The organism is Pseudoalteromonas atlantica (assembly GCF_043641955.1).
Taxonomy (GTDB): Bacteria; Pseudomonadota; Gammaproteobacteria; order Enterobacterales; family Alteromonadaceae; genus Pseudoalteromonas; species Pseudoalteromonas atlantica_A.
Genome location: NZ_JBHZRV010000001.1, coordinates 776,390 through 793,113, shown reverse-complemented (window position 1 = coordinate 793,113; position 16,724 = coordinate 776,390). Strand labels below are relative to the sequence as shown.

At 39.5% G+C, this 16,724-nt stretch carries 9 protein-coding genes; 3 read left to right on the top strand and 6 right to left on the bottom strand.

All coding sequences use genetic code 11. The features are described from left to right. Positions 1 to 20 precede the first annotated feature (20 nt). Positions 21 to 2,156 (top strand): winged helix-turn-helix domain-containing protein, encoded by a 2,136-nt coding sequence (locus ACHUE3_RS03235; protein WP_394190119.1) that lies wholly within the window; start codon positions 21 to 23, stop codon positions 2,154 to 2,156. Here ACHUE3_RS03235 and ACHUE3_RS03230 read toward each other — a convergent pair. From ACHUE3_RS03230 to ACHUE3_RS03210, 5 genes are all read right to left on the bottom strand, one after another. Continuing rightward, positions 2,137 to 3,546, bottom strand: coding sequence for a TonB family protein (locus ACHUE3_RS03230; protein WP_394190118.1), 1,410 nt, complete (start codon positions 3,544 to 3,546; stop codon positions 2,137 to 2,139). The genes ACHUE3_RS03235 and ACHUE3_RS03230 overlap by 20 nt on opposite strands. A 219-nt stretch (positions 3,547 to 3,765) precedes the next feature. Beyond that, positions 3,766 to 6,327, bottom strand: coding sequence for a TonB-dependent receptor (locus tag ACHUE3_RS03225; RefSeq protein ID WP_394190116.1), 2,562 nt, complete (start codon positions 6,325 to 6,327; stop codon positions 3,766 to 3,768). A gap of 871 nt (positions 6,328 to 7,198) precedes the next feature. Next, entirely contained in the window at positions 7,199 to 8,431 is a 1,233-nt protein-coding gene (locus tag ACHUE3_RS03220; RefSeq protein ID WP_394190114.1) for a threonine/serine exporter family protein, read from the bottom strand. A 117-nt stretch (positions 8,432 to 8,548) separates the two neighbouring features. After that, positions 8,549 to 9,769 carry a glycosyltransferase gene (locus ACHUE3_RS03215; RefSeq protein WP_394190112.1) on the bottom strand — a complete coding sequence of 407 codons (1,221 nt, stop codon included), beginning with the start codon at positions 9,767 to 9,769 and terminating at the stop codon, positions 8,549 to 8,551. Continuing rightward, positions 9,766 to 10,773: a LacI family DNA-binding transcriptional regulator gene (locus ACHUE3_RS03210; RefSeq protein ID WP_394190110.1), complete on the bottom strand. Its 1,008-nt coding sequence runs from the start codon at positions 10,771 to 10,773 to the stop codon at positions 9,766 to 9,768. The genes ACHUE3_RS03215 and ACHUE3_RS03210 overlap by 4 nt, the downstream gene beginning before the upstream one ends. Before the next feature lie 194 nt (positions 10,774 to 10,967). Here ACHUE3_RS03210 and ACHUE3_RS03205 point away from each other — a divergent pair, with 194 nt between their 5' ends. After that, the gene (locus tag ACHUE3_RS03205) at positions 10,968 to 13,400 is read left to right on the top strand and encodes a S9 family peptidase (RefSeq protein WP_394190272.1); all 2,433 of its coding nucleotides are present in this window, start codon (positions 10,968 to 10,970) and stop codon (positions 13,398 to 13,400) included. Positions 13,401 to 13,508: 108 nt separating this feature from the next. Here the strand turns inward: ACHUE3_RS03205 and ACHUE3_RS03200 are convergent, their stop codons facing one another. Further along, on the bottom strand, positions 13,509 to 14,198 hold the full coding sequence (locus ACHUE3_RS03200; protein WP_394190108.1) for a VC0807 family protein: 690 nt from the start codon (positions 14,196 to 14,198) through the stop codon (positions 13,509 to 13,511). 229 nt (positions 14,199 to 14,427) lie between these two features. Here ACHUE3_RS03200 and ACHUE3_RS03195 point away from each other — a divergent pair, with 229 nt between their 5' ends. Beyond that, entirely contained in the window at positions 14,428 to 16,452 is a 2,025-nt protein-coding gene (locus tag ACHUE3_RS03195; protein WP_394190106.1) for a hybrid sensor histidine kinase/response regulator, read from the top strand. Positions 16,453 to 16,724: the final 272 nt, after the last annotated feature.

Sequence of the window (16,724 nt, the reverse complement as noted above, 5' to 3'; positions counted from 1 at the left end):
ACCTGTGTAAAAACCAAACAATGTCAAAAGCAGAACCAAAAAAGTTATTACTCAATGATGTGCTTATTGATTTTGCAGCCTTAAAAATTAAGGTGGCAGGAAAGTGGTGCTCAATTGAGGCTAAACAGTTACAGCTGCTTCAATTACTTATTTCTCATAAAGGGCAGGCTGTAACGCGCGACACCATAATGGATGTTGTTTGGCCTGATGTCGTTGTGAGTGATAATTCAGTCAGTCAATTAGTAACTCAATTACGAAAAAGTTTATCTGATGACAAAAATACCGCCTACTTTATCCGCACAATACCACGGGTTGGCTATCAGCTTATTGCACAGGTGAGTGATGCGCCAACTATTCTAGAAAAGGTTGTGCCAGCGAGTCCTCGTACTTCTGCATTGTTTATTTTTGCAGGGTTAATCTTGGGTGCATTGTTTACTTTATTAAGCCAATATTTATTAGCCCCAGAACAAGTACAGTTAGATTATCAATATCAATCACGATTAACATCTGCTCCTGGAGCTGAGGTGTTTTTGCGCTATTCACCCAATGGGCGGTATTTAGCATTTAGCCAATCAAACGATCAGCAAAGTCAATTTGACTTGGCTGTATATGATAATCAAAGTAAAACGGTTCATAGCATCAAAAACTCAGGTTACTCTGAAGAAGCACCTGTTTGGTCACCTGATGGAAAGTGGTTAGCTTATTTTAGATATGACCCAATTAGCTGTGATATTCGTGTTATGTCTGTTGCCAATGCCATTGAAACTTGGCGTTTAAGCCCCGAGTTTAGGCTTACAAGGTGCCAGCAGCGCCATGGGCCAACTAAGTTACACTGGGTTGATGAGCGCACCATATACACAACACATTGGCAAGATGAGCAACCACGTTTAATAAAGTACACATTATCACTTACCCCGAGCCCTAAATTAGTATCACAACAAGTGGTCGGGGATTTTAAGCCATTAGCATTTGATATTAATACTGACAATAAGCTGCTTATATTAGAGAAGAACGCTGGCTGGTATAGCCTTAGTGAAGTGGATTTAAATGCAAAGCTTAAACGAAGCGTGATAAAGCAAAGCCGCCATTCGCATGCGCCATTACTATTAGACAGTGAGCGCGGTTATTATTGGCTTGGTGATGATGCTTTAAGGCGCTATGGATACGATGGTAATAAGCAAACTGTTCATGAACCTTTAGGGTTTATTGCCGATATTGCTATAAACCCGCAAAGCGGAGATATTGCACATGCTGAAGGGCAAGCTCGCATAAACTTATATCAAATTGAATTAGATTTACATACAGAGCAATTACTAAAGAGTGCTCAGCAGTTATCATCTTCATCACGTATGGATATGTTGCCTGCGGTATCGCTAGATGGCCAACAAAGTGCATTTATTTCATTGCAAAAGCGGGGTATAACCGAGTTTACACACAGTGAAGTATGGCTGAAACATAAACAACGCAAAAGTGCTAACCTGATTGCAACTTTGCCCAGCGATATAACACCTAAGTATTTATTATTTTCACCAAATGGTGATAATCTTTTATTAGCGGATCAGCTTCATAATATTTATTTGATCAATACTTTTTCTCGGCGTTTAGTGCCTATTATTTCTGGTTTTGAACAACTTAATGGCGTTCATTGGGCACAAGATAGTCATAGTATTTATTACCAAGCGAAGAACCAGCAAGGCCAATGGCAAGATTGGCGTTATGATATTCAATTAACAAGTAATACCTTAGTAAAAGACAACGTGCCATTGGAAACGCTTGATGAGGATCATTTACTTTGGCAGCTTAATGCCTCATACATTGAATATGAGAAACATGTTGCGAGCTTTTTAGCCGCAGAGCTTGAACTGCAACTGCCATTGTCGCAACTATTGCCTTCGTTAGCGCTTTTTAAGCCAGCTGTGTTTAATGGGGGAGTTTATTATGTGCTTAGGCAAGGTCATCAACTACGTTTATATTGTTATTTGACAAAACAAAAACGAAATGTGTTCATCAAAGAGCTTGGTGTATATGGCTATGATTTAGATATTAATTTAAACATAAGTAGTTCCGCCGATGGAACGCATGTGGTGTTTAGTCAAGTAGATGGTATTGAAACCGATATTTTGTTACACAAAGCAACTAAGGCTGCGAGGAAATAAAAGCGTCAATATTGCCAGTAAACCAATTCCTACTTTTTGCTTCATCTAATGCTTGCAAAGCGATTCTTTTAGCGGCTTTTGGATCTTTCTTCGCTGTTATTTGGGCTTGTATTAATAGTAGAGGTGGATGTGTAGGATCATCAGCTAACGCTGAATTTAATGCTTTTTTTACAGCACTTACATCTGCATCTTCAAATGAATAAAGCAGTTTTGTCAGTTCTCTCTTTGCACTAAATAGCCCTTGCTCTGCAGCCGCTGTTAACCACTTTAGTGCTTTATTCGGCGCATAATCGAGGTACTTTTTATCTAATAGCTCTCGGCCTAAACGATATTGAGCTTGAGCTAAGCCATTTTGCGCGGCAAGTAACACCCAATTGAGGCCTTTTTCTCTTTCTACTTTTCCGTACTCACCACGCAATAAATTAGCGCCAATTCTGTACTGCGAGTTGGCATAGCCATTTGTTGCCGATTTTAATAATAGCTCGTCACTGGCATTATTATGTTGCCAATGATATTTCAATAATCGCGTTGCATTATATTCATCAGAGCTTAGCCAATTGGCAATATAATATTGAACAATGGCATTACCTTGCTCTGCTGCATCAATTAAATCCGTAATTTTTTCATTGTATTGTCGTTGCTGACTTTTAAAGCTTTGTGCGTATTGTTTACCTTTAAAAGTCGTGAAGTGGTAAATTAATGACCTATTATAGTACGGTAAGTTTTCCTTACTAGCTTGATAATGCCAACGTTTGACTGCGTTAATAATTGCTTTATCGAAGGTTTTTTCAGGGTTAGAATCAATAATAGTGATGTCAGTAACTGCGCCACTTTCGTCTATGTCAAACTCAAGCCAAACCCAACCCTCGGTGCCATTTTTATAAGCATGCTCTGGGTATTTAGGTTCAACCATGTAATCACGCACGATTGAGGAGTTTAAAGTATCTGTACTATTAAGCTCAGGTTTAAGCTGTTCGTTGTACCACGCAAAGCTTAGCTGTTTTAGCAGAGCATTATAGGCATCATTAAGTGGCTGTTGATTTTGTGTTTGGTTCGCAATTAGCATGGCTGTATCACGGGCATCAACTAAACCAAAATCGGCTGCTAGGCTAAACCACGCATAGGCTTGCGCTGTATTTTTTTCAACACCTTGACCATGTAAATACATTACTGCAATATTATAAATAGCATCAGGGTTGCCAAGTTGCGCGAGCTGTAAAAATTCTTGTTTTGCTTTTAAAAAGTGGCCTTGGTGGTAATCAAGTGTTGCACTAAGAAGATCTGCTTTAGCGTTAAACCCAAACAGCAACCCGCACACAAAAATACACACTTTTAAAAATAAAAAGCATGGTGTAGGTTTGGTTGAGTAGTTAAATAATTGTGCTGACACTTAATAAACTTGCGCTATTGCTAACATATACTTAGTGGTGTTTTTACTTACTGATTGTACTTGTTTTGTTTATTATTACTAGCGCGATTATGCGATGTGTTTAATAAAAAAAGCAGGCAACCAAAAAGGTTGCCTGCTTTAAACCCCTGGGCATAGGGGCGGCCATCCTTGGCGAGAGTCGATGACCTGTGTTAGCTAGGAATATCGACTAATTCGTTATTAAAAATTGAAACGAATACCAGCAGAGAAGCGACGTCCATCAGCATAGACACCCGTTAAGGCTTGCTTAACGCCTTTTTCTTGGTAGCTAAATGTATGTTCGTCAGTTAAGTTTGTTGCTTCAAATACGGCCGTGATGTTTTCTGTTACGTTGTAGTTAAATGTTGCATCAACTTGACCATATGCATCTTGATAACCTGGCCATGCTCGGCCAGTGTCATAGCCTGTGCGATAGTTATATGAAATACGACCACCGAATGTTTCTGACTCGTAATAAGTACTGATATTGTATGTGTGGTCTGAAATACCCGGAATCAACACATCATTGCCTTGCGTGTCTTTAGATTCGCCATCTACAAACGTGTAGTTAGCAGCAACGCCAAAGCCTTGTGTGATTTCGGTTTGAAAGCCAAGCTCTAAACCTTTCAATGTACCAGAAGGGCCGTTAACAGGGCGGCTAATTTCAATTTCAATACCATTAAACACTTCAGTTTGCGTGGTGTTGCCTAATGTAGATTGTAAATCTTTATAAAATAATGCAGCCGAGAAGATACCTGCATCTGCGAAATACCACTCATAGCCAACATCAAATTGAGTGGCACGGTATGGGTCAATATTTGAGTTACCGCCAGTTCCAACACGCGTTTCAGTATTGTATGTCGTGGCGTTCGTCATCGCGGCATAGTCTGGGCGTGTCATAACGCGTGCAGCACCAATGCGAAGCAACATATCATCATTAAGATCAATCGCTAAGTTTAAGCTTGGAAGAATATCAAAATAGCTTGTTTCTTCCTCTTGCCATACTTTTGCATCAGCAGGACCTATATACGCACCTGTGGTTTGCTTGGTTTCAACTAAACGAACACCAATATTACCGCGCATACCTTCAACATCTATATCTGCTTTTACATAACCTGCAAAAATGTTTTCTTCAATCGCAAAGTTGCTGTCAAATAATAAGTTATATTGCCAATCTAGTGCGTCACCGTCTTTACGTACTTTAGCTAAATCAGTCATTGCGTAATCGCTTAAAGTGCCACTAGTTCCGATACCGGATAAAAAGTCACTGGGTGAAGCGTTTGAATAATCTGCTAAACTCCAATTTAAATCAGTGCGTGTTTGAGACTGCAAGCGAACATTTTCACGTTTGTGGTCGCGGTATTTAGCGCCAAACTTAATTCTACTGAAGACGGACACGTCAATTGCACGTTCAAAATCAGTTTGTGCATAGTATTCTTTATCAAGTGCATCATTCGAGTCGTAGCGAAGAAAACCTAGATCCCATTGTGTGCCATCTGCTGGACTTTTAGCATAGCTTGTTTCGATACTTTCAACATTGGCTGCATTAAAGCTGTGCTCGGCATTACCTTCCCATCCTACACTTCGGTCTGTTTGTGTACCGCCTGAGCCTTCTGTGACACCTAAATGGTATGATGATTTCCAGATTTCGCCTTCATGGATAAGCTTTAAATCATATGAATTAGTTTTTAATTCTGAGTTACGAACTTTCGTTTCATCAAGAATGTTATTACCGTCAGCAGAGAGGCCAAATGTACCAGCTTGCGCGAATTGACCTACTTTATCATGTTGAACAACGTCTAAAGATGTGTACTGTGAATTACCATAGCCTGGTAGCCATAAGAAGTTTTGATTCGCATTGTTGGCCTTCATTGTCGAATTAAGTGCATTGAAAGTCACGTCAATATCATCTGTAGGGCGATATTGTAATGTTAAGTTAAAACCTGTTCTGATTCGTTCCTGAGTGAACAGCGCAGAGCCACCACCACCAGGTGTGTAAACATCATCAATTTGTGTGCCGTCTTCTAAGGTGATGTCACGGTGGGTCCAACTCCAAGCCTCAATACCATCACGGCGAAGGTTACGTACCTGTTTAAAAACAGAAACAAGTGCACCTATTGTTTCTTCATCATTTTTCCAGCTGTATAAACCTGCTAGCTGTGGATCAGTCTCGCCAGACAATTCACTGTGCTGCATTAAAATTGAACCAGCCACTTTATTGGCTTCTAAATCTAGTGGCTTACGCGTTCTTACAATCACAGTTCCGCCGATTGAACCCTCATCAATATCAGCCTCAGGTGATTTGTATACTTCAAGACCAGATACAATTTCAGATGGCAGCATTGTGAAGTTAAAGCCACGGCTGGCAGACGAATCTACCCACCAATCAGCAGAACCAACAGCTTGGCCATTTAATAAGGTACGGTTTTGGTTTTCAGACGTTCCACGAATACTGATCCTTTCACCCTCGCCATATGCGCGACTCATCGAAACACCAGTGATACGTTGCAATGACTCAGCAACGTTTTGATCGGGGAATTTACCAATGTCTTCAGCGGTTACTGCATCCACTATTGTGTTTGCATAACGTTTAGTATTAAGTGATTTTACGACGCTACCACGAATACCGCGTACTTGAATAACTTCAACTTCGTCTGTATTTGTTGCTTGTGCACTGTGCGCTACCATCGGTAAGCTTAATGCTGATGTGATAAGTGAAGCACTTATAGCCAGATGAAGTTTATTCATTTTTATATTTATCATTTTTCGATTCCCCTTGAATCAACACTTCGTTTTTAATGTTTAACGGTATGGTTCAAAGGCCTGCTTACATTGCTTTATAACACAGCCTTTATTAACCGATTTACTCCCCCAGAGCAGCAAGTGAGTTAAATATATGGTGATAACATTTACTAACTTGGGTTTGTTTTTCTATTAAACGCTTTTTGATCTATCGAGTCTTGAAACTAAATGAATAGTTGTGAAAGTAACAAAAATGATAATGAATATAGCTGAAATTTATTTTTAGTTGTTATAAAACAAGCAATTAATATTTAATTTGGTTTTGAGTTATTTTAATAAATTAAGTTTACTTAAAGGGTTTTAAGTTTTATTTGCAAGTGATTCACAATTAGTGATCTGTATTTTAGCTATATTGAAAAGGGTTTATCATTTAAACGCTGTTAACTGAGCAAGGTATTACCTGTTAAATAATTTAGGGCGCTCGAAGCGATTGTCGGTCACAGCTATATTTATGTGTGGCTTTTATTTAAGTGATGATGAATCGATGTGATCGGTTTATTAGATAGCTGCTAGGGTATATTCATTTATCGAGAAGTGTACTTTGCTTTAACCGTTCAGCTGTGATTACTTAACCTGAACTCTGGTTAAGAGATGTAATAATATATTGGTATTAAATAACAAATTTCCCCCTTAGTCTCCAGCCGGAGACTTTTAGCGATAACAAGGCGAATTTACGCGTCAATAGCTGGCCTATTGCAAGTAAATTCAACGCAGTTAGCGTTAAAAGTAGCCGCTGGAGATAGATTTATTATCCAGAGTTCAGGTTACTTAAGTGCTACACCTATAAGCATAGTAAAGTGGAACAGATGCTTAGCTTGCGCTAAGCATCTTTTTATAGGCTTTTCTTTGGCGGGAGTGCGACGTTCGCAAAGATTAACCCCGCTACCAGCGACATAAAGATTAAAAAAGTTTGTTGCCCAATATGATCAGCATAGACGAAGTCCTGCCCTTCAATTAAAGAGTTTAGGCCGATATAAGTTTTACTACCAGGCACTAATACAATCAAACCTTGCATAGCGACGATAGAGGCAGGTGCATTAGCGACCCGGTTGAATAAATTACTAAACACACCCACTGAGAAGGCGCCTATAAATGTACCTAAAGTATAATCTAAGTCTAAATAAATGGCTGGGCCTACACTGGTTCCGTAGGCTATAAAACCAGAGGCAATTGACCACGCTGCATGCTTTAATTTTGTTCTAAAAATTACGATTAAGCTACTACATAAAAGCAGTATTGCTAGCCATGCAGTCCACTTTGGTAGTGGTTCTGGTGGCACAAAGTCTGTTTGGCCAAACAGTGCAAAGCCAATCGCCAGACCAATAAATGCCCCAAAATAGAGTTTAAACAGTAACATAAACGAGTCCATAACCCGTGCAGTACCAGAGACTAGATGCCTTGCAGCAAGCTCAGCTAAACCAAGTGCTAATGCAAGCCCTGGTATAAAAACAATGATGGCGGAGAGTACGATAAGGCGAATATTGATTTGTGCATCAATGTAGACGCTTATTGCACAAGCCAATATTGCTGAAACAATAGCTACTAGGGGTTCAAGCATGTGCCCAACTCGTTTAGAGCGCGCTGACCAAAGCACAAATAAATAAACGATTAGGGTCAATAAGCCTGACCATAAAACATCATTCCAGCTGGTTCCCATCAACATGGCAAACGCACCGCCAGAGGTTGCAAATGCAATACCTGTTAAAATTCTGTTGTAAGGGGCCGGGGCATCAAAAATGATGTCGAGTTGTTCATCGACTTCTTGCAGTGTTAATTCTTTATTAAGCAACTTATTGACGAGATCATCGGTGTCAGCCAAAGAGCCAAGATCGTGATCCCCCGGCTCGACACGTGCAACATGAGTGTATTCATCTTCGTGTCCATCAGTCCATATTACAAATGTAACAGAAGTTGGTGACATGACGAATGACGACTTGAGGCCTAAGTATGTGGCAATTTCCATTAAGTGAGCTTCAAGTCGGTACGCAGGGGTGCCGTACTTATGGAGCATTTTGCCTAGCTTTACTATAAATTTTCGTTTTTCAGTAAACGTTGCGGTTTTCAAGTGAGTATTGAACCAAAATTTAAATTATTCAGTTAAAAAATATAGACAATACATCAAAACTTGCCTAACTCGTTTTGCCGCGATTTTAAACACATATAAACCTCTGTCTAGTTTTTTTTATTTGTTTTTTGCTTCAATCCACTGGGCCATATACTGGGTGCTTCGCATTGTATGATGTTTAAGCATTTGTCCAGTAAAGTTAGCTTCTCTGTGTGCTGGTAAATTAACTTCAATGGAGGCCACTTTATTAATAAAGTTAGTCGTTAATTGTGATTTATCATAGCGAATATTTAGTAGCGTATGTGCATTTTTTTGTGCATTTAAAAACGCACATTCATCCTGATAAAGCGTAACTGCAGCGTTTGCAAATTGTTGTGTATCGTTCTCTATAATACCGGGCCAAGGAAGTTCGCCATGCATTCCTTCACTGCCAATTGAAGTGGTAACACTAGGGGTTTGCATTATCATGGCTTCAAGTAATTTACCTTTAATTCCCGCGCCAAAACGCAAAGGTGATAAACATACTTTGGCGTCTTCTATTACTTGATAGGCGTCTACGGCCCATCCTTTTATTAGAAAGCCCGTTTTAGGGTTATGAAGTGCTGTTGCCTTGGGTGGTGGATAAGAGCCATAAATATGTAGTTCAGCAGTGGGAAGCTGTTTACGAATTAAAGGCCAAATTTTTTGTAAATAAAGTACTGCGTCCCAATTAGGTGCATGACGAAAATTCCCTATCGTCATAAAGTGTTGCCGCTGTGCAAAAGATTTTGTTTGAGTAGGCAATGATTCTAAGTCCACCATGAAAGGTAAATGGTGCAACAAGTTGCTGTCAACATTAAACACATCGGCCAGTAATTGCATTTCAAAAGTTGAAATAATTAAGCTAAGGTCACAACGCAAAATAGCGGCTATTTCACGTTTTGCGATATCTGAGTGTAAATCACTTTTACTAAATGCTCTTTTACTTTTATGGGCTTCATGGCGTGCATTTCTCAAACACTGCAAGTCTTCAGTGTCGAGTATTTTTATGGCATTAGGGCAATGTTTGTCAATGCGCCAACCAAACTGTTCTTCCATCATAAAACGGTCAAACATAACAATGTCAGGATTATATTTTGTTACATAATCATCAAAGCTACTGCAGTTAAGTGCAATAGTTTGTGATGAGACCCCATATTGTTCTAGATTTTCCATATGCTCAGTTTTTTGAGCTGGGCTTGCAAATTCAACCTGCCAATTCTGTGCTCTAAACGCGTGCAGCAACGACATCATATGCGTGCCCGCTGCGGATGAATTTGGCTCTGGCCATACATAGCCAATCACTAACACTTTTTTCATTTGCTTGAATCTCTAATTTGTAAATTTACATCGACCAATGTTCGTAACGGTGCGGTGTTACTGCTAAGCAGCTCTTGTAAAATTTGGCAACTTCGCCTACCAATCTCATCGGCGCTTATACAGACGGTACTTAATGAAGGGGACATTAATTTAGAATCGGTTAGATCATCAAATCCAACTACTTTTATATCTTCACCCACCGTAAGCCCAAGCTGTTGTATAGCTTCAATAACCCCGTAAGCAATAACGTCGCTAAAGCAAATAATGGCTTTTATGTTTGGTTGAGCGCAATACAGTGTGTTAAATGAATCACGACCGCCTTGGCGGTTTGTAGCTGCCTGAATTACGGGCTTATCTTCATTGATGTTGAACTGTAAAAGTGCGGACTTAAACCCACTGAGACGCTCCAGGTGGTCAGAGATATCATCTGTCCCGCCTAAAAAGGCAATGTCAGTGATGCCTTGTTCAAGAATATGAGCTGTAGCAATGTGCGCACCTTTTTTGTTATCAGGTAAAATAGTGGGGGCATTACTAAATGGCACTTCACGCATAATATTGATAACAGGTGAGCCGCTGGCAATAAGGTTATCTACCCAGCTTTGTTCTGTCCCGGGTGCTGGGCACATTATAAAAGCGGCGACATTGTATTCTTTTAGTGTTTTAACAATGTGTTGTTGGCGTTGCCAATTTTCAGCTGTATTAACGACCATCGGCAGCATTCCCATGTCGTGAATATAACTTTCTAGACTCACAGCTAATTGTGCAGAATAGGGGTTGGTTAAATCGTTGATCACCAGTGCAACTAAATTTGAACGTTTACCTCTTAAAGCTGCGGCATCACGGTTGTAGACATAGCCCAATTTATCAATTGCTTGTAAAACTTGTTCTTTGCGTTTGGCACTGACTTTAGTGCTTTGTGTGAGTACTAAAGACACCGTAGATTTTGAGACTTGAGCTTCTCGCGCTACGTCAAAAATAGTGACTTTATCGGTGTTGTTATTCATTAATTGTTTTTAAAGAGGTAACTTAATCACTTAGTTTAACTTAAATTGAGCGATAAAGTCAGTAAAGCTTATATTTAGCTAGGGAGGGTTATGTTTATAATAGAGGAATAACTTAAAAACTTTATGCGCTTTGTAAATCATGCTTATATATGCATTGGCACTTTAAAAATAACAAAGGACACACTATGAGAGCAATGTTGCTTTTTTTAGCCCTGATAATAAGTTTCGGGGAAATTAAAAACGCCCATGCGAACGAAGGTTACCAAACCCCCTCAAGTGATCTCGCTGCTGTGGTTGATGCGAAATTAGCACCGAGTAGCTATTTATCATCAGATGGTCAGTGGCTTGCACTATTTGATCGTAAACGAATTGAATCACTTGATGACCTTGCTAAAGAAGAGTTTAAACTCGCTGGAATTAAATTAAATCCAGCTAACTTTTCTCGCTCACGAGCGCGTACAAAATTTAATGCATTGACCTTAAAACATATTAAAACAGGTAGCGTGATTGAAGTTAACAACATTCCTTCAGGTATTATGCGCTCTCCTCAGTGGTCATCAGACAGCCAGTACTTAGCATTTGTTTTAGAGCAAACAGACCAAGCTAACTTATGGCTATACAATACACAAACCAAGCAAGCTCGCCAGCTATCTGACGTAGCATTAAATTCAGTTTTAACGAGTCGTCCATATACTTGGTTGCCAGACAGTACAGCAATTGTAGCTAACACTGCGGTAAATATTGGTAAGCAAAGATTAACCACGGACACACAGAGTGTGGTCCCTGTGATTCAGCAAAGCACAGGCGAAAAGGCACCTGCGCGTACATATCAAAATTTATTAACCAGCCCTTTTGATGAACAACAGTTTAAGTTTTATGGGCAAGGTCAATTAACCTATATCCCGCTCAGTGGTATTGCACGTGCTATTGGTAAGCCTGCCTTGTTTAAGTCATTTTCTGTATCTCCTGATTCAACAAATCTATTGGTTGCGAGTATTGATGAACCATTCTCGTATCAAGTTCCTTACAGCCGTTTTGCAACAACGTGGCAAATATGGGGAATGCGTGGCTATGCGTTGGTTGAGTTAGCAAAACAGCCATTGGCGGATAATATTCCTCAAGGCTACGACAGCGTACGTGTTGGTCGTCGTGATTTTGAATGGCGGGCTGATCAAGGAGCTGAAGTGATTTGGGCTGAGGCACAAGATGGCGGAGACATGAAGACCGATGTGCCACATCACGATTATATTTACTCATTACGAGCGCCTTTTAAACGTGAACCTAAACTATTTGCAAAGGTAGAGCGACGTTTTGCAGGAATTGAATGGGCAAATGATAATGTGGCTATGCTCAGTGATTGGCGCTTTAGCGACCGTCAAGTTCGTACATTTGTAATACAACCTCGTAATGCTGACAGAAATCGAACGCTGTTTTCACAGCGCAGCTACAATGATGCTTATAAAGATCCCGGCCGTGCTATATATGAGCGAAATGATCAAGGTAGTAGTGTGATCAAAGTGGTGGGTGGTCGTTATATTTACTTACGTGGTAATGGTGCTTCTGAACAAGGTAATGTGCCTTTTTTAGATCAATACGACATTAAAACAAATACAACAAAGCGATTATGGCAGTCTAAAGCACCTTATTATGAGCGAGTACGTGCCATGCTTGATGATGAAGGGGATCGGCTAATAACTATTCGTGAATCTAAAACAGAGCAGCCAAACTTCTTTATTCGCGATTTAAGTGACGATACGCTTACTCAGCTAACAACATTTGAGCACCCTTATCCAGCATTTAAAGGGGTTACTAAAGAGCTTATTCGTTATAAGCGCGATGATGGTGTTGAGCTCTCTGGCACGCTGTACTTACCGCCAGGCTATGATAAAACGCAAGGCACGTTACCTGTTTTGATGTGGGCATACCCTCTAGAATATAAAGATAAAGCTGTAGCATCACAAGTGCGTGAATCGCCTTATGCATTTACCTATATAGGTTATTGGGGACCAATGCCTTATCTAGCCAAAGGAATTGCCGTATTTGATGACCCGAAAATGCCAATCGTAGGGGTAGATGGCAAAGAGCCTAATGACTTATTTAGAAAGCAACTGGTCTCTAGCGCTCAAGCTGCGGTAGATGTACTCGTAGAAAAAGGCATTGCCGATAAAGATAATATTGCCATTGCAGGTCATTCTTATGGCGCGTTTATGGTGGCAAACTTATTAGCACACAGTGACTTATTTAAAACGGGTATAGCGCGCAGTGGTGCGTATAATCGTACACTTACACCATTTGGTTTCCAAGGTGAAGAACGTGACTTTTGGCAAGCTCAAGATGTATACGCAGCGATGTCACCATTTTTCCACGCCGAGAAAATTAACGAACCAATGTTAATGATCCATGGGCAAGAAGACCCTAATTCAGGCACCTTCCCTATGCAAAGTGAGCGTATGTATGCTGCTCTTAAAGGCTTAGGCAAAGAAACGCGTTTAGTGATGTTGCCTTACGAAGCCCATGGCTATAAAGCGCGCAAGAGCTTATTGCATGTTTTATGGGAGCAAGAGCAGTGGCTAGAAAAATACTTGTTAACGGATGAAGCACCTGCTGAAGTTTCTCAAGCGCAATAGTGTATTTATGAAAATAAGCGCGGCAGATGAAGTAAATTCATAGAGCCGCGCTTGTTTTATGTTGTTTTTGAGTAATGCAACACGTTCACCAACATTCAACAAAGCATATTATTGCAATATAAAGTCATCAATAGGCTGCTTTGTCAGCTTACCAATTTGCATAAAGGTGAAGATAATCGCGCCAACTAGTAACACCATTGTAGGCGCTACAATGACCGGGTAACTTAACCATGTCATACGACCCAATTCTTCTGCATAGGCGGTAGTGCCAGGCATACTAACCACAATGGCTTTGGCTAAAAAGTAATTAAGTGTGGCAGATAAAAAGAATGCACTGGCAACAATAAACCCAGCTAAACGCATTTTTGCATCAAATACCGCAGTGTTATTTTGTTGCTCAAGCGATTGAGTGAGTTTTTCTATATCTAACAGTTCAGGGTTAATCAATAACTTGCGGATGAGTGGATACGGCGTGTATTGGCTTACTAACACTATAATGCCGATAATTGCAGGTACCATTGCTTCTTTAATAGCGATGTACTTAGGGTCAAGTTCAAATAAGCTAATTCCCCCAGTTAATAGCACACTAATAATCCCTAAAATAGAGAAAAAGTTAACTTTTCCTGATTGCTTAAGCTCCCACAAGCCGAAAAATAACGGAAATGCTAGTGCAACAACAACCGCCCAAACAGGGCCAAGTGTATCCGGTGTACTAAAACGGCTTAGAATCACCGCTGGTAAAACAATATTAAAAATAAGGTTACTGAAAAAATTACTTTTCTTTTTTTGAGTTGTCATAGGTATATTTTTCTTACTTCAATTGGATTTAGTATATACATATCTGCCAGTAAGATACATATCTCTAATTTTTACATTCCCTAGTTTAGGAAATAAGCACTACAAGTTTGTAAAGAGTATCTAAAGATCAGTTAAGCACAATAAAAACATAAGATTAATTGACCTTTAATAGAGGGTGTCTTATTGTTAAAAACGACTTATTTTGTTTTGTAAACAAGGAAAGAAACGGTTGAAATTCCTACGAAGATTTCACGATATTGTATCTGATCAAACTCAAAGTTTTGATGAAAAAATTTATAGTTTATTGAGGTTTGGGCTCGAAGTGTTCGAGCTTGATATTGCAATTGTGAGTAAAATAGCCGAAGAGTCTTACCTCGTTAAGTATGTAATCACACCCGATGACTCATTACCGGTTGGCACTAGCTTTGAATTATCTGGAACTTACTGTCTTCACACCTTGGCGGCTGACGGTGCACTGGCGTTTCATCAAGCATCCTCTAGCAGAATTGCAAACCATCCTTGTTATATAAATTTTCAGTTAGAATCGTATATTGGCGCCCCTATAAAGGTGGGAGCAGACACCTACGGCACAGTTAATTTTTCCGCATCTAAAGCATCTAAACCTTTTACAGAGCAAGCTTATGACTACGTTGAACTATTTGCACAGTGGCTTGGGGCTGAGTTTGCAAGACGAATGGCAGCGAAGCAGTTAATAAAAAATAACAACACACTGCTAAAGCTTGAAAATGTGGCAAACATTGGTACGTGGGAGGTGGATTTATTAGATAAAAAAGTAACCTGCAGTGACCAAGTCAGACGGATATATCAAGTTCCTATGTCATTTCAACCAGATCTAAAATCAACGACTGAGTTCTTTAAAGCAGGTAAAAGCCAAGAAGAAATAAATAGAGCAGTTGAAAAGGCCATGACATTGGGTGAAAAATGGCACTTAGAGCTTGAGTTGTTGACCGCTAAGGGAAAAAATATTTGGGTATCATCGTTTGGCGAGGCTGAATTTGTTGATGGCAAATGTGTTAGATTATTCGGCACACTTCAAGAGGTTACAGAGTCAGTTGAGTTGAGGCTTGCATTAAAAAACAAACAGGCTCTCGCGCAAAGAATGCTTGAAGACAGAAGCATGTTATTGGCAAAGATAAGTCACGAGTTACGTACACCGCTCAATGGGATCACAGGTATGTTGACGACTTTGTTAGGTGAAAAAGATGAAACCCGACGAGTTGAAAAATTAAAAGTAGCTCTAAGGAGCGCCGACATATTACTGAGTATTATCAATGAAGTAATGGATTTTTCAAAAATAAATCACGGTGAATTAAAACTCGAACCTAATCACTTTTTGTTAAAAACTATTTTTGTTGATTTGATCTCCTTATACATTCCATTATTTAAAACGGCAAAAGTGGAATTTAAAACCAATATTACTGTTGATGATGATTGTTGGGCTTATTGCGATAACACGCGATTGAGTCAAATTGTCTCTAACTTATTAAGTAATGCGCTTAAGTTTACCGAAACTGGCTGTGTCGAGTTTTCAGTGAGTGCAGTGAAATCGAATACCGACTTATTACTTGATATCAAGGTGAGTGACACTGGAAGAGGTATGACTGAAGAGTTTCTAGAGTCTCTTTTCTCTCCGTTCACGCAAGAGGTGGATAGACAAAAAAGCGTAGGGGGAAGTGGCCTAGGTTTAGCAATAGTCAAAGAGCTTGTTGATTATATGAATGGCGCTATTAATGTTGATAGCACGTATCTTCAAGGCACTACATTTTCCTTGCAAATACCTTTAAAGGTAGGTGAAAAGCAAGTCGAAGCGATAAAATTGAGTGGTGGCGAAATTGATACCAGTGGTCTATCTGTACTGGTGGTTGATGATAATCAAATAAATAGACTCGTATTAGATGCATCATTAGAAAAACTTAATATAAAAGCTGATGTTGCCGTTGATGGTCAAGACGCGATATTCAAGTGTAAACAGCATAAATATGACCTCATATTTATGGATTGCGTAATGCCTGTGTTAGATGGCCTTGAAGCAACCAAAATTTTGAGAGAGCAAAATATCAGTACTTTTGAAGACACGCTCATTGTAGCGTTAACAGCAAATACGTCCGCAACAGATAAAGTGGCATGTAAGGAAGCGGGAATGGATATGTTTATATCAAAACCGTTTAAGTTACATGCAATAGAAGAAGCGGTAAAAAGAGTGGTAGAAAAGCGAACATTAAACAAAACTTAAACGTAACAAGTGTGCTTTATGAGGCAAACATTGTGCGTATTATTTATGCACAGGTGTGTTCAACTATTAACGTACTTGTGCCTTTGCTTTTCAAAGTTTCTCAATGAGAAAAATGTGTTTAGAAGCTATTTACTATTAAAGGGCTGAATCTAAATGTTTCTGCAAATATAGGGTTGCTGTTTACCCAAAAAATAGCACTCATTTTGAGAAGCTTATTCAAGACGAAGAGTAAGCAATGTATTAAGCAAAAGTAACTAAGTAACCTGAACTCT